The organism is Polyangium sp. 6x1 (genome assembly GCF_029946515.1).
Taxonomy (GTDB): domain Bacteria; phylum Myxococcota_A; class Polyangia; order Polyangiales; family Polyangiaceae; genus Polyangium.
Window position 1 is genome coordinate 1 of record NZ_JARZHH010000112.1, and the last position, 22,259, is coordinate 22,259.

The 22,259-nt window shown below is 67.9% G+C and carries 16 protein-coding genes and 1 pseudogene; 9 read left to right on the forward strand and 8 right to left on the reverse strand.

The annotated features are described in order from the left end of the window. Positions 1-765, forward strand: a pseudogene (locus tag QHF85_RS46820) (hypothetical protein); the annotation flags it as partial. Positions 766-780: 15 nt separating this feature from the next. Here QHF85_RS46820 and QHF85_RS46825 read toward each other — a convergent pair. Then, positions 781-2,397, reverse strand: a complete 1,617-nt coding sequence (locus QHF85_RS46825; RefSeq protein ID WP_281334034.1) for a glucose-6-phosphate isomerase — start codon at positions 2,395-2,397, stop codon at positions 781-783. 197 nt (positions 2,398-2,594) lie between these two features. Here QHF85_RS46825 and QHF85_RS46830 point away from each other — a divergent pair, with 197 nt between their 5' ends. Together QHF85_RS46830 and QHF85_RS46835 are read left to right on the forward strand one after the other, a co-directional pair. Next, on the forward strand, positions 2,595-5,555 hold the full coding sequence (locus tag QHF85_RS46830; protein WP_281334035.1) for a 2-oxoglutarate dehydrogenase E1 component: 2,961 nt from the start codon (positions 2,595-2,597) through the stop codon (positions 5,553-5,555). A 67-nt stretch (positions 5,556-5,622) separates the two neighbouring features. Next, entirely contained in the window at positions 5,623-6,117 is a 495-nt protein-coding gene (locus QHF85_RS46835; protein ID WP_281334036.1) for a hypothetical protein, read from the forward strand. A 413-nt stretch (positions 6,118-6,530) separates the two neighbouring features. Here QHF85_RS46835 and QHF85_RS46840 read toward each other — a convergent pair whose 3' ends face one another. Both QHF85_RS46840 and QHF85_RS46845 read right to left on the reverse strand, forming a co-directional pair. Beyond that, entirely contained in the window at positions 6,531-7,637 is a 1,107-nt protein-coding gene (locus QHF85_RS46840) for a sialidase family protein (protein WP_281334037.1), read from the reverse strand. Between the two features lie 4 nt (positions 7,638-7,641). Beyond that, positions 7,642-7,911 carry a MoaD/ThiS family protein gene (locus QHF85_RS46845; protein WP_281334038.1) on the reverse strand — a complete coding sequence of 90 codons (270 nt, stop codon included), beginning with the start codon at positions 7,909-7,911 and terminating at the stop codon, positions 7,642-7,644. A 206-nt stretch (positions 7,912-8,117) separates the two neighbouring features. Between QHF85_RS46845 and QHF85_RS46850 the strand changes: the two genes are divergently transcribed. After that, complete coding sequence (locus tag QHF85_RS46850) at positions 8,118-10,637, forward strand: PAS domain-containing protein (protein ID WP_281334039.1); 2,520 nt, start codon at positions 8,118-8,120, stop codon at positions 10,635-10,637. On the opposite strand, the gene QHF85_RS46855 is transcribed toward QHF85_RS46850, so the two are convergent. Both QHF85_RS46855 and QHF85_RS46860 read right to left on the reverse strand, forming a co-directional pair. Further along, positions 10,570-11,031, reverse strand: coding sequence for a PaaI family thioesterase (locus tag QHF85_RS46855; protein ID WP_281334040.1), 462 nt, complete (start codon positions 11,029-11,031; stop codon positions 10,570-10,572). The genes QHF85_RS46850 and QHF85_RS46855 overlap by 68 nt on opposite strands. Before the next feature lie 123 nt (positions 11,032-11,154). Then, positions 11,155-11,922: a glucose 1-dehydrogenase gene (locus QHF85_RS46860; protein ID WP_281334041.1), complete on the reverse strand. Its 768-nt coding sequence runs from the start codon at positions 11,920-11,922 to the stop codon at positions 11,155-11,157. Positions 11,923-12,266: 344 nt separating this feature from the next. On the opposite strand from QHF85_RS46860, the gene QHF85_RS46865 reads away from it, so the two are divergent. From QHF85_RS46865 to QHF85_RS46875, 3 genes are all read left to right on the forward strand, one after another. Next, positions 12,267-12,977, forward strand: coding sequence for a hypothetical protein (locus tag QHF85_RS46865; RefSeq protein ID WP_281334042.1), 711 nt, complete (start codon positions 12,267-12,269; stop codon positions 12,975-12,977). A 109-nt stretch (positions 12,978-13,086) separates the two neighbouring features. Continuing rightward, entirely contained in the window at positions 13,087-13,452 is a 366-nt protein-coding gene (locus tag QHF85_RS46870) for an S-adenosylmethionine decarboxylase (protein ID WP_281334043.1), read from the forward strand. Positions 13,453-13,498: 46 nt separating this feature from the next. After that, entirely contained in the window at positions 13,499-15,055 is a 1,557-nt protein-coding gene (locus QHF85_RS46875; RefSeq protein ID WP_281334044.1) for a peptide MFS transporter, read from the forward strand. A 712-nt stretch (positions 15,056-15,767) separates the two neighbouring features. Here QHF85_RS46875 and QHF85_RS46880 read toward each other — a convergent pair. Then, positions 15,768-16,448 (reverse strand): hypothetical protein, encoded by a 681-nt coding sequence (locus QHF85_RS46880; RefSeq protein ID WP_281334045.1) that lies wholly within the window; start codon positions 16,446-16,448, stop codon positions 15,768-15,770. 154 nt (positions 16,449-16,602) lie between these two features. On the opposite strand from QHF85_RS46880, the gene QHF85_RS46885 reads away from it, so the two are divergent. After that, positions 16,603-17,091 carry a hypothetical protein gene (locus QHF85_RS46885; RefSeq protein WP_281334046.1) on the forward strand — a complete coding sequence of 163 codons (489 nt, stop codon included), beginning with the start codon at positions 16,603-16,605 and terminating at the stop codon, positions 17,089-17,091. Positions 17,092-17,293: 202 nt separating this feature from the next. After that, positions 17,294-17,788 carry a hypothetical protein gene (locus tag QHF85_RS46890; protein WP_281334047.1) on the forward strand — a complete coding sequence of 165 codons (495 nt, stop codon included), beginning with the start codon at positions 17,294-17,296 and terminating at the stop codon, positions 17,786-17,788. Between the two features lie 467 nt (positions 17,789-18,255). Here QHF85_RS46890 and QHF85_RS46895 read toward each other — a convergent pair whose 3' ends face one another. Together QHF85_RS46895 and QHF85_RS46900 are read right to left on the reverse strand one after the other, a co-directional pair. After that, positions 18,256-19,545: a DUF1501 domain-containing protein gene (locus QHF85_RS46895; RefSeq protein ID WP_281334048.1), complete on the reverse strand. Its 1,290-nt coding sequence runs from the start codon at positions 19,543-19,545 to the stop codon at positions 18,256-18,258. Positions 19,546-19,559: 14 nt separating this feature from the next. Beyond that, positions 19,560-21,941: a hypothetical protein gene (locus tag QHF85_RS46900; protein WP_281334049.1), complete on the reverse strand. Its 2,382-nt coding sequence runs from the start codon at positions 21,939-21,941 to the stop codon at positions 19,560-19,562. Positions 21,942-22,259 lie beyond the last annotated feature (318 nt).

Genomic DNA, 22,259 nt, shown 5'->3' on the forward strand with positions numbered 1-22,259 from the left:
GCGCTCTCGCTGGGCCTCGCCGTCACGCTCCCCGCGAGCGCGCAGCCGGCCCCCGCCGCGCCGCCGTCGACCGCGGCCGCCGCGCCTCTGCCGCCTCCTCCGGCGCCGCCGTCGACCACGACCGCCGCGCCCTTGCCGCCGCCTCCTCCGGCGCCGACGACGGAAGGTGATGCGTCGGCCGAGGAGAAACCGAAGCCCAAGCGGAAGAAGCCGAGGCTCAGCAACGAGTCGTGGGGCACCGAGCAGCAGCAGCCGCTGCCGTCGCAGCAGCAGCCGATGTGGGCCCCGGTCGAGGACCCGAACCTGCCCGTCTTGCCTCGCCGCATCGAGTACGAAGAGGGCGACATCCTCCTGCCGGGCTACGAGCTCAAGGTGCGACCGACGCGCAGCCTCGTCGTCGGCGGCATCGTCACGTTCGCCGTGCCGTACGGCCTGTCCGCGCTCGTCGGCGGCGCCTTCGCCTTCGACGACAACGATCGCGACTCCGAGACCTTCGGCCCGCTGCTCGTCCCGATCTTCGGCCCCTTCATCACGCTCGGCATCGACAACTCGCGCCGGCAAGAATTCCCGAATGCGCGCGACTCCGACGATGACGTCTTCGCGTTCTTCATGCTCCTGAACGGCTTCACGCAGATGACCGGCGCGGCCATGATCGCCGCCGGCATCTTCGTGCCCGAGAAGTACCTCGAGCGCGCGCAGGCGCTCCCGGGCAAGCCGGAGCTGCTCGTGGGCGGCAGCTCCGCCGCCGTGCGTTTCCACTTCTGAGCGCGCCGCGCCGCCTCACGGGGCGGCCGCGATCAACCATCTCCAGTCGAGCGGCGATCCCGCCTCGGCCTCGGCGCCCTGGTCACGCACGCGGAGCACGCCGCGACGCGGGTTCGCCGACAGATGCCGCAGGATCCAGAACACCGTCTCCGGATCGTCGCTGCCCGCCGCCGCCGCGACCTCCGCGAGCGAGAGCGCCGCTCCCGCCTTCGCGCGCAGCGCCGCGAGCACGCGCTGTTCGAGATCGATCACCGCCTGCGCCGCCTTCTTCCCCGCCTCCACGCCCGGCTGGTGGTAGGCGTTGATGCCCACGAGCTCCGCGTAGATCCCCACGGCCCGCTCGTAGAGCGCGATGAGCGCGCCGAGCGACGCCGCGTCGAGCGCCTCCAGCGTGATCGTGATCGACACGCGCCCTCGCTCGTCGAGCGCGCGCCGCGTGCCTTGCAGAAACCCCGAGAGGTAGTCGCCCGACGTCACGCCCGGCTCCACGTAGAAGTCGCCTCGCTGCGGCGCGCGATCGAGCAGCACCTCGATGAACGTCACGAAGAAGTTGTCGACCCCGTCGCGGAGCTGCTGCACGTATGCGTGTTGATCGGTCGAGCCCTTGTTGCCGTAGACGCTGATCCCTTGCCAGACCTCGCGTCCGTTTCGATCGAGCCGCTTGCCGAGCGACTCCATCACGAGCTGCTGCGCGTACCGGCTGAAGAGCTCCAGCCGGTCCTTGTACGGCAGGAGCACCATGTCCTTCTTGCCCGCGCCGCCCGTCGCGGAGAGCCACGCCGCCGCGAGGAGTGCGGCCGGGTTTTTCCTCGTCAAACGCGACCGCGTCGCCTCGTCCATCGCGCGCGCGCCACGCAGCATGTCCTCCACGTCGAGCCCTTGCAGCGCCGCCGGCAAGAGGCCCACTGCGCTGAGCTCGCTCGTCCGACCGCCAACCCAGTCCCACATCGGGAACCTGTCGAGGAACCCGCGCGCCACGGCGTGCTTGTCGAGCTCGCTGCCCTCGCCCGTCACGACCACCGCGTGCTTCGCGAAGTCGAGCCCGAGCCGCGCGTACGCCGCCTCGGCTTCGAGCATGCCGTTGCGCGTCTCCTTCGTTCCGCCCGACTTCGAGATGACGACCGTGAGCGTCTCGGGCAGCGCGTCGCCGATCGCGTCGAGCGTGCGATCGAATCCGTCGGGATCGGTGTTGTCGAAGAACCAGACGCGCATGCGATCCGCGGGCGACGTGAGCGCGGCGGCGACGAGCTCGGGCCCGAGCGCCGAGCCGCCGATGCCGATGAGCAGCACATTGCGGAACCGGCTCGCGCGCTCGGGGCGGATGCGCGCGGCGTGCACGTCCTCCGCGAACGTGAGCACGCGGCCGAGCGTCGTCACGATCGCGTCGCGGATCGCAGGATCGGGGGCGAGCTCGGGCGCCCGGAGCCAGTAGTGGCCCACCATGCGCCCCTCGTCGGGGTTCGCGATCGCGCCGCGCTCGAGCGTCGCCATCGCCTCGTAGGCCGCTTGAAGCCGCGGCTCGAGCGCGTCGAGGAAGCCTTCTGTCCACCGAACCCGGCTCGTGTCCAGCCAGAAGCCGAGGCGCTCGTCGTGATGGAGGTGCGCGCGAAACCGGTCGAGCCCGTCGTTCATCGTCGTACATTCCCCGTCCGTGGCGCCGGGCCGGGCTCGTCCCCGGCCGTGTCCACTTCGTCGTGGGTACGTATGTAGCGCAGCCTGGGGCTCGGGCGCCCGCCCCGTGGGTGGTCTCTTGGATGTCCAGCGCCCCCGGATCCGAAAAAACTGCGCTGGCGGCGACACCGATCCCGCGTTATTTCCCTGCCGCCCCAATGCCACCTACGCAGCTTGATTTCGGCGTCAACGCAGGGTTCGTCGAAGAGCTCTACGCGCAGTACCAGGAGAATCCCGAGAAGGTCGACCCGAGCTGGAGGGCCTTCTTCGATAAACAGCGCGGGCCGTCCCAGGCAGCCGCGTCGGTCGTTCGAGCGCCCGTGCAGGTCGCTCCGCCGGCGTCGCCCGTGACGTCGCCCGCGCCGCTCGCCGAGCCGCCGCGCTACACGAACGGCGGCGCGGCTCCCGCGCAGGCGAGCCTGTTCACGCAGGAGCCGGCGCGCAAGCACCGCCGGTCGTCCCCGCCGCCCCCGCCGCCCCCGCGCGTGCCGGGCTTCGATTTCATCTCCTCCGAGCAGGAGATGATGTCGACCGCGGCGACGCGCGCCCGCGTGTATCAGCTCGTCAACGCGTACCGCGTGCGAGGGCACCTCTTCGCGCACATCGATCCGCTCGGCCTGCCGCCGGGCGCGCCGCCCGAGCTCAACCTCGACAACTTCGACCTCAGCGACGCCGACCTCGACCAACCCTTCCCGACGGTCGACCTCGCGGGGCTGCCCGCGATCACGACGCTGCGCGAGATCATCAATCGCCTCGAAGAGACGTACTGCCGCTCGATCGGCGTCGAGTTCACGCACATCGAGGATCCGGCCCAGCGCATCTGGTTGCAGCGGCGCATGGAGGCGACGAAGAACCGCCTCGAGCTCAGCCGCGACAAGCAGCTCCGCATCCTGACGAAGCTCTCGGACGCCGAGATCTTCGAGCAGTTCATCCACCGGAGCTACGAGGCCGGCACGAAGCGCTTCTCGCTCGAAGGCGGCGAGGCGCTGATCCCGCTGCTCGACCTGCTCATCGAGCGCGCCGGCGCCGAGGGCGTCGACGAGATCGTCTTCGGCATGGCGCACCGCGGCCGCCTCAACGTGCTCGCGAACATCCTCGAGAAGAGCCCGCGCGAGATCTTCGCGCACTTCGAGGACAAGGATCCCGAGCGTTACGTCGGCGCGGGCGACGTGAAGTACCACCTCGGCTACTCCAACGATCGCATCACGGAGTCAGGCCACAAGGTCCACCTCACGCTCACGTTCAACCCGAGCCACCTCGAGTTCGTGAACCCCGTGGTCGAGGGCCGCGTTCGCGCCAAGCAGGACCGCCTGAGCGTCCGCGTCCCCGACGCCGCGCGCAAGGTCATGCCCTTGCTGATCCACGGCGACGCCGCGTTCATCGGCCAGGGCATCGTCCCCGAGACGCTCAACATGTGCGGCCTCGAGGGCTACCGGACCGGCGGCACGATCCACGTGATCGTGAACAACCAGGTCGGCTTCACGACGAACCCGAGCGAGTCGCGCTCCACGCGGTACGCGTCCGACATCACGCGCATGCTGAAGGTCCCCGTCTTCCACGTGAACGGCGAGGATCCGGAGGCCGTCGCGCAGGTCGCGCTGCTCGCGAGCGAGTGGCGCCAGCGCTTCGGCATGGATGTCGTGATCGACATGTACTGCTACCGCCGCTACGGCCACAACGAGGGCGACGAGCCGCGCTACACGCAGCCGCGGATGTACGCCGTCATCGACAAGAAGCCGACGGTCCGGCAGATGTACGTGAAGCGCCTGGTCGCGATGGGCCAGGTGAGCGAGGAGAAGGCGGAGGAGATCCTCGTCCACCGCCGCGAGGCACTCAACCTCGCGCTGCAAGAGGTCAAGCAGAAGGGCTTCGCCCCGGTCACGTACGCGATGGCCGGCGTATGGTCGAGCTACCGCGGCGGCCGCGACGCGGACACACCCGAGGTGCCGACGGGCGTGCCCGCCGAGAAGCTCATCGACCTCTCGCGCCGCCTGCTCGAGCTGCCGGGCGACTTCAAGGTGCACCCGAAGGTCATGCCGATCCTGAAGGCGCGGCACGACCGTCTCGTGAAGGGCGAGCCCTTCGACTGGGGCACGGGCGAGATGCTCGCATACGCCTCGCTCCTCTCCGAGAAGACGCCCGTGCGCATCTCGGGCCAGGACGTGCGACGCGGGACGTTCAGCCATCGCCACGCGGTCATCGTCGACATCGAGACGGGCGAGCCCTTCGCTCCGCTCTCGCGTGTCGCGGAGCCGCCGGCGCGTCTCGACATCCACAACAGCCCCCTCAGCGAGGCGGGCGTGCTCGGCTTCGAGTTCGGCTACGCGCTCGACTACCCCGACGCGCTCGTGATCTGGGAGGCGCAGTTCGGCGACTTCCTCAACGGCGCGCAGGTCATCGTCGACCAGTTCATCACGTCGAGCGAAGACAAGTGGCACAGGCTCACGGGCCTCGTCCTCTTCCTGCCGCACGGCTACGAGGGCCAGGGCCCGGAGCACTCGAGCGCGCGTATGGAGCGCTTCCTCCAGAACAGCGCCGAGGACAACATCCAGGTCTGCAACCTGACGACGCCGGCCCAGCTCTTCCACGCGCTGCGCCGCCAGGTCCTTCGCCCGTGGCGCAAGCCGCTCGTCATCGCCACGCCGAAGAGCCTGCTCCGCGTCGCCACCACGGCCAAGGGCCCGCGCCCCGTCTCCACGATCGACGACCTCGCAAACGGCAGGTTCCAACGCGTGATCGGCGACGACACGGTCGATCCCTCCGAGGTGAAGAAGATCCTGCTCTGCTCGGGCAAGGTCTACTACGACCTCGCCGTGACGCGGGAGCAGCGCGGCCTGAAGGACGTGGCCATCGTGCGGCTCGAGCAGCTCTTCCCGCTGAACCACGAGCTCACCGACGCACTCGCGAACTACAAGGACGGCACGAAGCTCGTCTGGGTCCAGGAGGAGCCCATCAACTACGGCTCCTGGTATTACATCAATGCCAACCTGCCCCAGTTCTTCGGCGGTCGCTTCCCGCTCTCCGTCGTAGGTCGTCAGCCGAGCGCGAGCCCCGCGACCGGGTCGAAGGCGAGCCACAACCTGGAGCAAAAGCGGCTCATGGACGAAGCGTTCGCCTGACCGCTTCACCCATCGAGCCATGGTAACCTCCGTGTGCACGCCACCACGTGCGCACGGAGGTTTTTTCATGGTTCGCTTTCTCTCCGGTTTTTTCGTCCTCCTCGTCGTCTGCGCGCTCGGCTGTTCAACCCAGGTCGAGGGGGGCGATTCGTCGTCCGGCGGCAGCGGCGGCACAGGCGGGGGCGGCACAGCCGGCAGCGGCGGCACGACCGGCAGCGGCGGCGCAGGCGGCGGCGACAGCATGAGCACCAGCGGCGGCATGGGCAGCGGCGGCAGCTCCAACCTGACCTGCGCCGAGGTCCTGGCCGACCTCAAGCAGGAGGGGGAGTCGATCATGAGCTGCACGTCCGACGCCGAGTGCGGCCAGGAGCTCAAAGGCACGAGCTGCGGCTGCACGAACAACCTCGTCGCCCGCATCGGCGCGGACACCACGCGGTTCTACGAGCTGCTCACGCAGAGCGACGAGCTCGAATGCGACCAGACCGTGGGCACCTGCGATTGCCCGAACGCGGAGGGCTTCATCTGCAAGAACGGCTTCTGCGGCTGGAACTACGTGCCGTGAGGTTTCACCTGGGGCGCCGCGCCGGGGCGCTGCCCCGGACCCCGCGGGGGCTGTCCGCCCCTCGACCCGGACCAGGGCAAGCCCTGGACCTCTGGGCATCGACTGCGCGAAGCGCAGTCGATGCGGGGGAAAGTTTTTAAGCTGTCCGCCCCCTCTTTGCAGGGCCAGCCCTGGACCTCAGGGGGAAGAACTGCGCGATGCGCAGTTCTTCCCACAGGCCGGTGGGACCGCCTCGCCGGTTGACCCGTCAGCGCTGCCGTCTTGGCTGGCAGGATCGCTCATGGTCTTGACCCGGCTGTTCGATGAACTGCGCGGAGCGCAGTTCATCGACCCTCAGTCCAGCGCGGGCGCTGGTCCAGGTCCAGGAGCGGACAGCTCCTGGTGGGGCCTGGGGCAAAGCCCCAGCGAGGCGATCACATCTCGGCGAACCGCACCGCGTACACCGGTGGCAGGTGGTTCGAGAGCGTCTGCCACGAATCCCCGCCGTCTTCGCTGAGCCATAGGGAACCCGTCGTCGTCCCGAACGCCAGCACGTCCCCTGTGCTGTCCACGTCGAGGCCGTGGCGGTACGTCAGATCGAACGCGTTCGCCTGGGGCAAACCTTTGTCGAGCACCGTGAAGCTTGCTCCGCCGTCGCGCGTCCGTGCCACCACCACCTTCCCGTCGACCGGGATTCGCTGCTCGTCCTTCTTCGCGGGCACCACCCAGGCCGTCTCCGGGTCGCGCGGGTGCACGGCGATCGTGAAGCCGAACTTGCTTGGCTTCACGGACGTCACCTCGCGCCACGTCTTTCCTCCGTCTTTCGAGCGGAAGAGCCCGTTGTGGTGCTGGGTCCAGAGCGCGTCGGGCTGCGCGCGGCAGGACACGACGCGGTGTGGGTCCTGGATGCTCGGATCGCTCCGGCGTTCGGGCGGCATGTATTCGGCGTACATCCCCTCGGTCCGCGCCTCCCACGTCGCGCCCTCGTCTGTCGAGTGCCACAGGCCCCCGCAGGAGATTCCCACCGTCACGCCGCCGCGGTTCACGCAGATCGAGTGGATCCCTGGCCAGTCGTAGCCGCCGCCGAACCAGCCCTTGCGGGTGGGGTGATCCCACAGCGAACGCACGAGCTCCCAGGACTGCCCGTGGTCCTTCGAGTGGAACAGCCCTCCGGGGCTCGTCCCGCACCAGAGGTGCCCTGGCTGATCGTCGCGGCCGGCTTCCAGGCTCCAGAGAAGCTCGACCCGTTGCGGCCATTCGCGCCCGTCCGGCGTCTTGTCTGGCTCGGCGCCCTCTGGCAGCGGCGGATAGGCTGGCGTCATGAGCTCGTCCCACGTCGCGCCGAGGTCGCGCGAGCGCCGGAGCTTCACCCCGAAATGCCCCAGCGCGAGCGCTGCGTAGAGCGTCCCGTCTCGCCGATCTGGCAGCAGCATCGAGACGTTGTCGCCGAGGAACGAGACCTCGCCGATCGTCCATCCCGAAGGCTTTCGATCGAGACGGAAGAGCCCCTTGCGCGTCGCCACGAACAACCTGCTCGACATGCGTTCATCCCCCGGAAAGCGCTTGCATCACGTAAATCACCGAGCCCTCGCCCACCGTGTCCCCGAGGCGCGTTCGATCTGTCGTTTGATTGCCGTCGACGAAGATCACCACGTGCTTGCGGACGACGCCCTGTTCATCCAGGACGTACCCTCGCACGGCTGGCTCGGCTGTGAAATATGCGTCGAGGGCTTCGCGGACGGTGCGTCCGTCGACGTCGCGCGTCGGGCAGGGGATGTGCCTCGCGATATGCTGCGTGAACGTGACGCGCGGCATGCGCCCCGTAGCCTCGCGGACGGAGCGCGGGTTTGTCAAGGCCATCTTCTCCACCCCGGAAGGAATTTCCCGTCGCCTTTGCCGGGTGCGCCCCGACTTGCGCTTCCGGAGGCGGCCGCCTCCGTAGTCTACGGACCGGTTCCGTCCCTTGAGATACTACTTACGTGTGATTGCTTTTTGACGCTGAGCCGTTGGAACATCGCAGCATGGGAAAGCCCCCGCGCGACCACGCTGGCGATCGTGAAAGACGAGAGCCAGGCAAACATGAATCCGGATTGTACCTGGCCGAGCGGGGCGGCAGCGCGCGGGAAGAAGGAGGCTTCGAAGGCGGCGCGCCGGGGATGGCGGCCGTGCTCGAGAGCGAGGAGCGCTTCCGGCTGGCGACCGAGGCCATCCGCGGCATGGTCTACGATTGGGATTTTCAGACGAGCCACGTCTGGCGCTCGGGCGGCCTGGTCGAGGTGCTCGGCTACGGGCCCAGCGAGGTCCCGGCCACCGACCTCTGGTGGCGAGGCCGTATCCACCACGACGACCTTCCCTGTTTTTCCGGACGTACCACGCTCCGCAACAAGAATCAGCCCGTCGTCGACGCGGAGTACCGCATCCGTCACCGGGACGGCCGCTGGATCTGGGTCTGGGACCACGCCCGGCTGGTCCACGACGAGAACGGCACGCCCGTCCGCCTCATCGGCTGCGTCATCAGCATCGACGCCCGCAAGCGCGCCGAGCAGGCCCTCTGCGAGAGCGAGGAGCGCTTCCGCGCCATGGCCGACACGGTGCCCGAGATCCTGTTCACGGTCCTGCCCGGCGGCCGCGGCGAGTACGTGAACCAGCGCATGCACGAGTACACCGGGATGCGCCCCGGCTCGGATGAGGTCGTCTGGATGGACTGGATCCACCCGGACGACCTACCCGCCGTCCGCGCGCACTGGACCGAGGTGATGACGGCCGAGAGCGCCGCCGCCGAGCCCGCCGCCGTCGAGATGCGCCTGCGGGGCAAGGACGGCTCGTACCGCTGGTTCTGCGGGCGCGCGCGGCCGATCCGCGACGAAAAGGGCGCCATCACGAAGTGGTTCGGCGCCGCGGCCGACGTGCACGACCTCAAGGCCGCGCAGCAAGCCCTGCGCGAGAGCGAGCAGCACCTCCGGCTCGCGACCGAGGCCGGCGGGGTCGGCACGTTCTCCTTCGATCTGTTGGAGCGCCAAGCATGCTGCTCGGCGACGACCCGCAAGCTGCTCGGCCTGCCGGCGGACGCGGTCTTCCAGCGGAGGCTTCTTTTATCGTGCGTGCACCCGGACGATCGCCCCGAGATCAACCGCGCGACCCGCTGCGCCTTCGAGTCCGAAGCGCCCTGGCGCTCGCAGTTCCGGATCCTGCGCGGCGGCCAGGAGGTGCGCTGGATCGAGCTCATGGCGCACGTGCGCAGGGACGGCGAGGGCAAGCCCGCGGCGCTCTACGGCGCGCTGATCGACGTGACCGAGCGCAAGCGGCTCGAAGAGGAGCGCGACGTGCTGCTCGACAGCGAGCGGGCCGCGCGGCGCGACGCCGAGCGAGCGAACCGGCTCAAGGACGATTTCCTGGCCATCGTCTCGCACGAGCTGCGCGCGCCGCTCAACGCGATCGTCGGCTGGTCGGAGCTGCTCCGCCGGGGCGCGCTCTCGGGGGAGAGCACGGGCAAGGCGATCGACGTGATCGAGCGCAACGCCGCTCTGCTCGGCCGGCTGATGGGCGACATGCTCGACACCGAGCGCATCCGCGCCGGCAAGCTCAAGCTCGTCCGCAGCCTGTGCGACCTCTCCCGCGCGGTCGACGTGGCCCTCGAGACCATGCGCCCGACGGCGAACGAGGGGCAGATCAAGCTCGCGCGCACGGACGACCTCACGGACGTGCTGGTGCTCGGCGACCCGGCGCGGCTCCAGCAGATCGTGTGCAACCTGCTGAGCAATGCCATCAAGTTCAGCGCGCCCGGCGGCACCACCGAGGTCTCGCTCGCGTGCGCGGGCCCCACCGTGGCGCTCACCGTGCGCGACGACGGCCTCGGCATCCGGCCCGACATGTTGCCGCACGTCTTCGAGCGGTTCCGGCAAGCGGACGCCTCGTCGGCGCGGCGCCAGGGCGGCCTCGGCCTCGGGCTCTCGATCGTGAAGGACCTCGTCGAGCTCCACGGCGGCACGGTGCGGGCCGAGAGCGAGGGGATCGGCCACGGCGCGACGTTCGTCGTGGAGCTGCCGCTCATGATGGAGGACGGCGCGGCGCCGCCCGAGCGATGCGCGGACGGCCCCTCCTTCGAGGGGCTCCATGTCCTCGTCGTGGATGACGAGCAAGGCGCGCGGGACGTCCTTTCACGCCTGCTCGTCGAGGAGGGCGCCGAGACCCGGACGGCGTCGAGCGCGGCGGAGGCGCTGCGCGTGATCCAGTCCGGCTGGCCCTCCGTGGTGCTGAGCGAGCTCGGCTTGCCCGGCGAGGACGGGTTTCACCTGGTCCGCGCGGTTCGTCGTGAAAAACTCGCCGCGTCGATCCCGTTCGTGGCCGTCACGGCCTTCACGCGCGACGCCGACCGCGCGCGTGCGTTACGCGCGGGGTTCGACGGCCACGTGTGCAAGCCCGTCGAGCCGCACCGGCTCTTCGAGGAGCTCTCCCGGATCCTGGGGCCGGTGTCTACCAGCGGTGGTACGCCGGATGGCCTTCTTTCACCGCGACGAACGTCCCCCGACACGTCGCCGTGACCTTCCCGTCGGCCTCGAGCGTCGCCTCGATCACGCACCGGTCCTCGGCCACGTCGGCCACGCGCGCCACGAGGCGCACGGGGCCGAGCGGCGTCGGCCGCCGCAGCTTCACGTGAAAATCGGCCGTCACGGTGCAAGGGGGTTTGTCGAGGCCGCCCCGCTCCATCAGGTGATGCGCCGCCGTCCAGTTCGAATGGCAGTCGAGCAGCGCGCCGATGATCCCGCCATTGAGCATGCCCGGGAACGCCTGGTGGTACGGCTCGGGGACGAACGTGGCGACGACCTCGTCCCCGTGCACGTGGCTCTTGATCCGGAGGCCCTTGTCGTTCGCCGGCCCGCAGCCGAAGCAGCAGCTCTGGGGCGCGTAGCGATCCTGCAAGCTTTGCTGATCCATCGTTTGTCTCCAGTCCCGAGGGGGACGCCTCGCGTCCCCCTCTCGGCCAGGCGAAGCCCGGCCGATTCACCCCCCGAGGCGAGATCGCTGCGCGATCTCGCAGAGCATCTTCGATGCTCTACCTCACCCGATGGTCATGCCGCCATCCACCACGATGGTCTGCCCCGTCAGGAACGACGCCGCGTCGGAGGCGAGGTAGAGCGCCGCGCCGGCGATCTCGTCCGGCTGCCCGTACCGGCCGATCGGCGTCCGCCCGACGACCCGCTCGACGATCTCCTTGTTCTGCACGAGCGTCGCGGCGAACCGCGTGTCCACGAGGCCCGGCGCGATCGCGTTGACGCGGATCCCGCTCGAACCGAGCTCGGCCGCCATCGTCTGCGTCATCGACACGACCGCGGCCTTCGTCATCCCGTACACGCCCTGGAGCGGCGCCGCCGTCAGGCCCGCCACGCTCGTCACGTTCACGATCGCGCCTGGCGCGTTGCGCTCGACGAGGTGCCGGACGAGCTCGCGCGACGTGTAGAAATACCCCTTCACGTTGACCTCGATCGTCTTGTCGAACGCCGCGTCCTCCACGGTCATGATCGGACCGAAATGAAGGTTCGTCGCGGCGTTGTTGACGAGCACGTCCACCTTCCCGAACGCCGCGATCACCTGCTGGAAGAGCCGCTGCACGTCGTCGGGCTTGCCCGTGTGGCACGTGAACGCCTCGACGGTCACGCCCTCCTTGCGCAGCCGCTCGGCCGCCGCGTCGAGCCCATCCTTCTTCCTCGACGCGATCGCCACCTTCGCCCCGCTCTGCCCGAGCGCTTTGGCGATCGACTCGCCGATCCCTCGGCTGCCACCGGTCACGATCGCGACCTTGCCCTCGACATTGATCCAGCTCGTCATCTTGCGGCGGCATCCTCGCGAATCGGCAGAGCTTTGCCAAGCAAGGTTTTTGCTTCACGCGCCGAACGGTTCGACCGTTCGGCGCGAGATCGCGCAGCGAGCTCGCCTCGGGGGGTGAATCGGCCGGGCTTCGCCTGGCCGAGAGGGGGACGCGAGGCGTCCCCCTCGGGAACCAAGCGGACTCTTCGTGTGTGTACTCGGCGCCTGCTCGTTCGTGATCCACGGTGGGCCCCGCTCGTTTCGACGGGAACATGCTGCTCGGCCACCGCCTGGCATGTACGCTGCTCCACCCCTCGCGCGGGCGGCGCTCGATTCCAGCGCCCGAAGCCAGGGGGAATGAAACCATGACACGAACGATGGGAATCGCGGTCGCGACGTTCGCGCTCGCGGCGGCGAGCGCCGGCACGGCCTCGGCGCAAACGCTGATACGCGAGAACGAAATGGAGCGGCGCGGCCAGATCGGCGCACCGCTCAACGCTTTCGAGATCCAGGTCGATTCGGGTTACAACCAGGCCTTCGGCCCGGCCGTGCCCGCGACCCAGGGCACGACACCGACGAGCCTCGGCGGCGCGGGTCTCGGCGCAGGCCTCGGCCTCCACTACCGCGCGAATCCGTACTCCTCGGTCGGCATCAACGGTAGTTACAACATGCAAAACCTCGCCCGCGGTGCGGAGATCCGCGGCGCGACGGCGGGCATCGACGGCGTCTTCCACGCGAGCCCCTACAACCGCCTCGACCCGTGGGTCTCGGTCGGCGCCGGTTATCGCATGCTGTGGGATATGCCCTCGGGCACGAACAACGACATGTTCGTCCACGGCTTCGAGCTCGCGAAGGCCAAGGTCGGCGTCGACATCCGCGTGAGCGAGAGCGTCGCGCTCGCGCCGACGATCGGCGGCGATCTCAGCATGTTCCTCTGGCGCAACCCGGAGGGCCGCGTCTCGAACCAGGCGATCAACACGCCGCGCCTGAACGCCTTCGTCTTCGCGGGCATCGCGGGCCGCTTCGACGCCGGCGGCCAGCGCGCTCGCCCGGTGACGATCGTGGGTCGCCGGTAAAACCAGCACGCGTGACCACGCGTGTGAGGGGGCGGGCCGGGCGCCTGCCCCCTCGTTTCATTCGCGCCTGGCCAGACGCCCCGGACGGCGGTATGTGCCGGAGCAGCCGATGAAGCTCTTCGTGCTGCTCGCGATCCTCGAGGATTGCCGCCGCGACACCCTGGATAGCCCGGACGCGCTGCGCGCCGCGCTCGATGCCGCCGTCGCGGCCGGCCCCTTCACGGGGCTCGGCACGCTCGTCGTCCCGTTCTCGCCGCAGGGCGTGACGGCGTGTGCCGTCGTCGGCGAGAGCCACATCGCGCTGCACACATGGCCCGAAGAGGGCAGGATCTTCATCGACGTCGCCTCGTGCAGCACGAAGGAGAGCGTCCTACGCGCCTTCGCTGCGATCCGCGCCGCGTTTCCCGAGGGAAAACTCGCCGTGCTCGATGAGCGCGTGCTCGACGCGGGCACGATCTCCAGCATTGCCCGGTGACGCGGCTCTTGCGGCCGTCTTCCAGGCCGCGTAAAACCGCGTCCCGATGGCGACGAACGTCGAGCAAGACCCCGCGACGCAGCAGTGGTCGGGACCCAAGTCGAAGAAGCAGATCCTCGGCCATCCGGCCGGCCTCTTCGTGCTCTTCACCACGGAGATGTGGGAGCGGTTCTCCTACTACGGCATGCGCGGCCTGCTGAAGCTGTACCTGGTGAACTACCTGTTCGTCACGTACCGCCAGCGATTCCAGGGCCAGGCGTACGACGCGACGGGCAACCCGAGCGACGTCCTCGGCTGGGGCTTCCTCCGCGGCTTCTTGCCCGACGTCGATCCCGCGACGCTCACGCAGTGTGTGAACGAGAAGGTCGGGCTCCTCCTCAAGGGGGATCCGACGAAGAACATCGCGCCGATGGCCTCGGACGTGGCGCACTCCATCGCGCAGCAGACCTGCTCGATGCAGCCCGTCGCGTCGGCCATCTACGGCTGGTACACCGGCCTCGTCTACCTGACGCCGCTGCTCGGCGGCTTCATGGCCGATCGTTACCTCGGCCAGAAGCGCTCGGTCTACCTCGGCGGCGCGCTCATGGCGCTCGGCCAGTTCGTGCTCTTCGGCGCCGAGAACCTGTTTTTCCTCGGCCTCCTGCTCCTCATCATCGGCAACGGCTTCTTCAAGCCGAACATCTCGACCCAGGTCGGCAACCTCTATCCGCCCGGGGACAAGCGTCGCGACGGCGCGTACACGATCTTCTACATGGGCATCAACCTGGGTGCGTTCCTGACGAACCTCGTCTGCGGCACCCTCGCCCAGAACAACGGCTGGCGGTACGGCTACCTCGCGGCGGGCATCGGCATGATCCTCGGCCTGCTCATCCAGTTCTTCTTCGGCCCGAGCACGCTCGCGCCCGACACGCTCAAGAAGCGCGAGGACAGCAAGGGTGAGCCCCAGGCCGTCGTGAAGGAAGAGAACGAGGGGCAACGCATGGGCGCCCTCGTCATCCTCTGCGCGCTCAACATCGTCTTCTGGGCCGTCTACGAGCAGCAGGGCAACACGATGCAGACCTGGGCCGACGAGAAGACCGTCTGGCCGGTCATCTTCGGCTTCCAGATCCCCTCGACCTGGTTCCAGTCGTTCAACCCCTTCTTCATCTTCCTCTTCGCGCCGATCCTCGACCGCATCTGGGCCGCGCAGGCGAAGAGCGGCAAGGAGATGTCGAGCGTCACGAAGATGGCGGTCGGTTGCATCATCCTCGGCCTCTCGTTCATCGTGATGGTCGGAGGCGCGCAGATGATCGGCGGGGGCAAGGGCAGCGTGATGTGGCCGCTCGTCTGCACGGCGCTGCTCACGATTGGCGAGCTTTATCTGTCGCCGATTGGCCTCTCGCTCGTGACGAAGGTCTCGCCGGTGCGGTTCGTGTCGATGATGATGGGCATGTGGTTCATGTCGAGCTTCTTCGGCAACATCCTGAGCGGCTACATCGGGATCCTCTACACGAAATGGTCCCCGACGAACTTCTTCCTCCTGCTCATGGGCCTCGGCGTCGCCGCCGGCCTCGCGATCGCGGCGTTCAACAAGCCGCTCCGCAAGGCAATGGGCAACCATTGACAGGGGCAGCGTAGCGCCGGGGTTTCACCCCGGACCCGACGAGGGGCTGTCCGCCCCTCGACCCGGACCAGGCGCGGCCTGGACCGAAAGTCGATGAACTGCGCGATGCGCAGTTCATCGAACAGGCGGCGCTGCCAAGCCCGTCGCAGCGTGCGACGACCTTCATCGTCTTGCCACCGGCCCGTGGAAGAACGGCGCGAAGCGCCGTTCTTCCATCAAAGGTCCAGGGCTGGCCCTGGCGCGGGTCGAGGGGCGCGTAGCCCCCGCGGGGCCCGGGGCGGCGCCCCGGCGCGGCGGCTCCTGACTGAAACTACGCCCCGACCCGTCTGGCGACGATCCTGAAAGCTCGAACCGGCGGACGACCCATCCTCACCGAAAAAACGGCTCCGTTTTTCGTCGCCGGACCCATCCGTTTCGAGAAAACGGCTCCGTTTTTTGTCGCCGGACCGATCCCTTTCGAGAAAACGGAAGTCGAAACGGCGACGCGCATCTTCCTTTGCAGGCCGCGCCTCTCCTCGGCGGGCCGCGGACCCGGTCGAGGGCGTGTTCGTGTCGTCGTTTTCTTGAAAACGACCCTCCGCGGCCGACCGTGGGGAGGCGCATCCGCGCGAAAGAAGCGTCGCTCGGCGACGGGGGGAGACGTTTTTTTCGGGAGGAAGGGTTTTCGGCGTGATGGGAAGTCCGGGGAGCGCCGGAGGGTGCGTCGAGACCCTTATTGTTCCCCGTTGCCGCCGCCGCTGCCCTTCTTGCCGGCGCTCGCGTCGGGGATGATCTCGTGGATCTGCGCCTCGGTGAGGCCGAGGTTCTTGAGGTCGCGCTTGTAATTCCGGAGCCGCGTATGCGCGCCCCGCACGGCGGCGCGATACCCGGCCTCGGCGACCACGAGGGCCGCCCCGGCGGGCCGATAGGCATTCACGGCGACCTCGTACGCCTCGCGCTTCGCCTCGATGGCGGAGGCCCAGGCGTTCCGCTTGACTTCCGTCCATTGCGAAGCTTCGCCGGCGAGGATGCGGGTGCGGAGGACCCCCATCAGCAAGGGCTGCCCGAGCGGGTCGCCCGCGGTATACGTGCCGATTCCTTCGGGAAAGACGGCGTCCATGTGCGGGCTCTGCTTGGGCCGGCCGAGGGCATTCCACATCTCGTCGCGGGTGCTGGCGATGAGGCCATCCGCGTCGTAATCGATACCCGCGACGGTCGCCCACGCGAGGGACTCGGCCTTCTTGGCCGCATCGAGCATCTCCTTCGCATTCCCGATCGCCGTGACCCCCGGCCCGAGCCGGAAGAAGGCCGCCTCGGCGACCTCGCCGCCACGCGCAATGGAAAGGTCGTACGCCGTCTGAACGTGGTCGACAATGCGGCCCTGCTCCGCCGATGCCCCGATGACTTCACCCATGCAATAGCTCTCCTCTCGTGTAGGTTTGCGAACAGGGAGACTGCGACGGGCGGAATGGGGGTGTCAAGGGAGAAATGATGGCGGGGGCGGGCGGGCCGGGAGGGCAGAGGCGCCCCACGTTGACAGAATCCGACATGTCTGATCGCCTTTGGCAATGACGCCTCCACGCCTGCGGAACCTGCTCTCGTTCGGGCTCCTCGGTTGCGCGACGGCGACGCTCGTGCCCCTCGGCTGCTCGGCCAAGATCGTCCATCCCTCGCAGCCGGACGACCGCCCGCGTGTCCCCGACGCCACCGCGGAGCGCCTGCGGGAATGCGTGGACGAGTTCGGTGGCGACCTTCCCCGGGGGTACTACACGTTCGACGTCACGGTGACGGTCGATGAAGAAGGCGGCGTGGTCGATGTGGCGTCGAAGGGCGTGCCGCACGTGGATCTCGCGGGGTGTACGCGGATCGCGCTCCGAGGGATGACCCTCCCGGAGGAGCTGCTCGGGCTGCGCAAGCTGCGCCTGTCGGAGTCGCCCGCGCCTGCGAACGGGCAGACGCCGGCCGAGCGTGGGCTCGCCGGGCACCCCGGGGTGCTCGTGGTCGTGGCGGTCGCCCTCGCCGACCTCATCATCGAAGCGACCCCATCGTCGTCGTGATCGCCGCGTCGGTGGAGATTGGCAAGTCGGATATTGCGGAGGCGGCTCGGAAGCGGCCCAAGCCGAACTTGAATCGTTGCCTCGACGCCGCGGCGGGGGGCGGTGTGCTCTGGGAGAATCTGTGCAATGCGATACCGAACTGGCTCGATAGACAAGACTGCTGGTCCAAAACACTGAAGAGTGAAGAAGAGAAGCGCGGCTGGTGCAAGTGGAAATTCGGAAAGTGACAATGGCCAAGCCAAAAAAGCCGACGTCAAAAACCAAACAACCGCGATGGATGGCCGAGCGCCGCCTCGAGCGACGTGATGCCATCGGAGGCATCGTCGTGGTCCGCATCGGTTGTCCTGAATTACCCCCTGGCGACAATGTATGGAGATGCCCGTTCATCATCCTGGGGTTGGGCAACGACTCGATTCTATTCGGCATAAGTGACGAATCGATGGCGGCGCTCCAAAATGCCGTTGACGGCATTCACTACAAGCTCGAGCAGAGCGGAATTCCGCTTCGATGGGAAGGGTCCGACGAAGACGTCACGGGGTTCTCCATGCGCGTGCCTTGGACCTACGGACGCGCGTTTCAACAACGAGTCGAAAAAATGATCCTGGCCGAGGAAGAGAAGCTCGTCCGGCCCATTCGCGAGCGCCACGAACGTCGAGAGGCTCGCCGCAAGGCGCGGGCGAAGCCGCGAACGGAATGACTCTCGTGACGCACGCGGATCCGTCGTGGGGACGGCTGGCAGGCGAGGACGCTGATCCGGCTTGGATGCGACCGCCTCGACGGAGGAGCCGACGACGTGCCATGGCGGCGCGGGCCGATGCGTGCCCGTCCCGGAGGGCGGGGAGCAGCAGGCGGGGCTGTGGAGCGAGGAGCCGATCGCGCTTTGAGAAAGCAAGCGCAACCTCGACCGGACGAGCCGTCGGCGCGAAAATCCATTGACATGCGCGGCGAGCTCACGGTTGGGCTTGTGCAGCGACGGGCGGATCTACGTGCACGCCGGCCGAGAGGGCAAGTCGTGAAGAAGATCGGCAGGGCGTGACGCTGCCCGGTCCTCGCTGCCGCTTGTCCCGAAAGACAGCAGCGATGCCGTGGGGTAGTCCCGAACGAAACGAAGTGGAGTGAGGGACGTAGGGGGAGCCCCATCGAGGGCTCCCCCTCCAGAAAAGATCAGCCGAAGAGCGGCAGTTCTTCCTTCTCTTTGATCGGGAAGCGGGCTGCGACCTCGTTCTGATCGATCCCCGCGAGCCTGCGCAGCGCGCGGTGCACGTGGCCGGGCTTCAGGCGGACGCCGCCGCCTTCGACCGGCTCGAGCGTGTTCGGGTCGATGTTCATCGGGTTGTGACGGTCGGTCGTCTTGCCGATGACCTGGTTGCCCGTGATGCCCGCGCCCATGGCCAGCATGCTCGTGATCGACCAGTGGTCCTTGCCGTTGCCGGAGTTGTACCCCGGCGTGCGGGCGAAGTCGGACCCGACGACGATCACCATGTTGCCCCAGACGCCCGTCGCCTTCGCCTCTTCGACGAGGTAGTCGATGCCGTCCCAGAGCTCGGCGAGACGATCGAACTGCTGATCGTCGTTGTTGCCGTGCGTGTCGAACCCGCCAATGCCGAGGTTCGCGCTGACGCAGATGCCGGCGCGGTATGCGGCGAGCGCGATCTGCGCCTGGCGCCGGAGGTTCGAGTTCTCGAGCTGCGTGGGCAGATACTCCGTCAGCTTCTTGAGCTCGTTTTGCCCCGAGCGCGCCGTGAACAGCATGCCCATCGCCTGCTGGATGCGCGGCAGGTTCTGCTTCTCGGCGTACGCCATGTGGCGCGCGGAGCGAGCCTCGACGATGCGCGCCTCGGTCTCCTCCGTGTAGTACGGCGTCTTGGCGTCGTCGTACATCGGGTCGATGACGTTCGGATAGGCAATGCGACGGATCGCGTCGATGTTGCCCACGCGGGTCACCGCCACGGTGCCGGCGGTCGTGTCGTAGCCGCCGTACGAGATGTACGCCATCGGGAGCGCGCCGCCCGCGACGGCGGCCGCGAGCGCCGCGAACGAGGCCTTGTTCTCGGCCAAGGTGCCCGCCCACGTCACGCGCGTGCCGACGTCGTGGCTGTTCGTCGACGTATCGACGCCGTTCAGGACCACGAGGTCGTTCACGTACTTGTCGAAGAACGCCTTGTTCGCGCCGGCCGGATCCGGGGCGTACCGCATCGGGAGCTTGCTCTTGCTCCCGACCGCCGTCCCGATTGTCGACGCGAGGTAGTGGTTCATCGGATCGGGATCGTTCTCGCCCGTCGCGCCCTTCGGGTCGCAATGGCTCGTCACGTCCCAGCCGCCGCCGGCGTGGATCATCACCCAGAACTTGCCGGTGTACGGCGCAGCTCCGGCGTTGCTGGCGAACGGAATGGTGCTGGCGGCCACGCCGAGCCCCGCCATCGATGCAATCTTGAGAAAATCTCTTCGGTCCATGGGGGCTCGCTCCATCACTCGTAAAGGAAGTGGTAGTCGGACAGCATGTACGTCACGACCGTCATCCACGAACGGATGACGTAGTTCGGATCCTGTTGCAGCCGATCCTCTTCAGGCAGCGGCGTACGCGTCCAGTAGTCGTTCTCCACGCGGCACGGGCCGTTCAGCCACGTCGAGTACTTGCCCTCGGGCTGCGACATGTCGCTCATGCCCTTCACGCCCTCGCGGTACGTGTCGAGGAAGAGCTTGTAGGTGCGCTCGATCTCGGGATGACCCTCGGGCAGCGACTCGCCGAGGATGTGCTTGTGGAGGAACTGGATGTTCTTCTTGATGGCCGTCACGGCGGGCGCGACGGGGAAGCCGTTCTTGTCTTCCGGCTCGAAGCTCGTCTCGACGTACGGGAAGAGCGTGCGCTCCTCGGTCGGCTTCCACAGGTCGCGCGGGACCGAGATGCAGGACATCTCGTTTGCCATGCGCTCGCCGATGTTCGCCATGATGCCGTTCGGGCTGTTCACGCGCTTGACCACGTCGGCCGAGTCGATGCCGCCGTAGAGCATGCGGTAGGCGTCGCCGCGGAGCAGGTAGTCGTACGAGCCGCCGTTGTCCTCGTAGGCGCGAGGACGCCACGGATAGCCGAGGACCGCCTGGATCTTGCGGTGGAGCTGCTCGGGCGTCATGAGGCGGCCCATGCCGACCTCGCCGAGCCGCGCCTTGCCGGCCGAATCGAGCGCGCCGCTGTTCTTCGCGCGGAAGTAGGGCGAGTGGACGATCTGCTTCACGACGACCTTGAGGTCGTAGTTCGAAGCCTCGAACTCGCGCGCGATCTTGCTGAACTCCGTGTACTCCGCGAGGTAGGCCTGGAACTCGGTCGAGAAGTCGGCCGCTTTCCGGTCCTGCGGCGCCACGAGCGGCTTCTGTCCCGTGAGGCCTTCGAAGATGATGTACACGGCCGAGAGGGCGAAGCGCGGGTCGGCGGCGACGCGCGGCGCGAGCCATTGCAGGCCTTGCGGCAGCTGCTCGTACGGCGTCTTTTCGCCCTTGAAGCCCGGCGGACGCATGTCGTCGAGCGGAGGCGTCATCGGATCGTAGGCCGCGCGCCCGTTCCAGTGCCGGAACGCGCCGGCGACCGGATCGATCTCCACGTGGCATTGCTGGCAGGCGGACGCGTTGAGGGTCGGGTTGACCTCGGTGATGAGCGTCTGATCGAGCGGCTGCTGGCCGGTCTTCAGGATGTCGGTGCCGAGGAAGAACTGATAGACCATGCGCGCGCGCGCCCGGTTCCGGTTCGTCTCGGTCGTCGGGAAGCGGTTCAGGAACATCGGCGACGAGAGCACGCCGGCGTGGGGCAGGCCCGGGATCTGGGCCTCGACGAACTCGTTCGGGTCGGCGTCGTTCTTGAACGGCAGGTCGCCCAGCATGAACGCCTTCGCGGAGAAGGGGTTCACCATGATGTAGTTCGCCGTCAGGATCTCGCTGAACGGCCGGTTCTCGCGCACCACGTGGGCCACGAGCTCGAGCGGCTCGCGCGCCACGCCGCGGTTCGTCCAGGAACGCAGCTTGTTGTAGAGGTCGTCGGCGTTCCAGGCGCCGTACTTGTCGATGGAGTCTTCCATCGACTTCGGATCGGCGTTCGCGCCTTCGAAGAACTGGTCGTACCAGTAGGGGTTGTAATAGTCGATGTCGTTGAGGAGCTGCACCGCGTCCTCGTTCCCCAGGTAGCGATCCGTGAGGAACTGGTCGTTGTAGACCTCCTTCAGGCGCGTGAAGAACGCCTCCTCGGTCATCATGTGATCGAGGATCGGATCGAGCGCGCGGATGCCGCCGGCCTCGATGGCCTCTTCTTCTTCCACGGTGGGCAGTCGGCCGACCAGGGAGAGCGACGCCTTGCGCAGCGTCTCGGCGGGCGTCGCGAGCTGCACGCCCGTGAACGTGGCCGAGAGGTTCGTCTCGCAGGACGAGGGCTCGTTGAAGCGGTTCACGAGCTCCTCGAGCGCCTTGAACTCCTCGCTGCCCGGCTGGATGACCACGCCACCCGGATGCTTACGGGAGGCGGTGCCGCCGGTGGGCATCGCGAGGAGCTGCGACGTGCCGTCCTGCTGGAGGGCCGCCGCGTTTTTCATGATCTGGTAGTTCGTGTCGAGGAAGCCTGCTTCGCTGCTGCCTCGGAGGACGAGGCTCGAGTCCTTCGCGGCCCCGTTCGAGGTGTGGCAGGCGATGCAGTTGTTCGAAAGGATCGGAGCCCAGACCTGCTCGGCGAAGAACATCTGGTCCGAAACGCACGGACCATCGTCCTCCCCAGCGATGCAACCGGTGAACCCGACCGCGCCGAGCGCGGCCAGGGATACCAGACCAATGGAGCCAAAATGCTTTCCGAGTCGTCTTCGCGTTCGCGGCATGAGCGGCCTCGTAGGTGGTTCCAGCCTCGCCGAGCGACGAGCCTGGAAAGTCATACGTAACGGAAGTTCTCTTCTACACGAGGACCGCCGCCGCTGAAATGGTGGGAATTGGGGCCCTACTTCCCTACCTCGGGGCCCTATCGGAAAAGGAATGGACTTTTCCCCTCGCAGCATAACGCGGACGTGCTTCCGCGAGGCCGGATACGTCACGCAAGGTTGCGTGCGTATTCTCGATTTTGGCAAATCAGCCGCCGCCGGCTCCGCCCGCGCCACCCGCGCCGCCGCCCGCGCCGCCCGCGCCGCCGCCGGCCCCGCCCG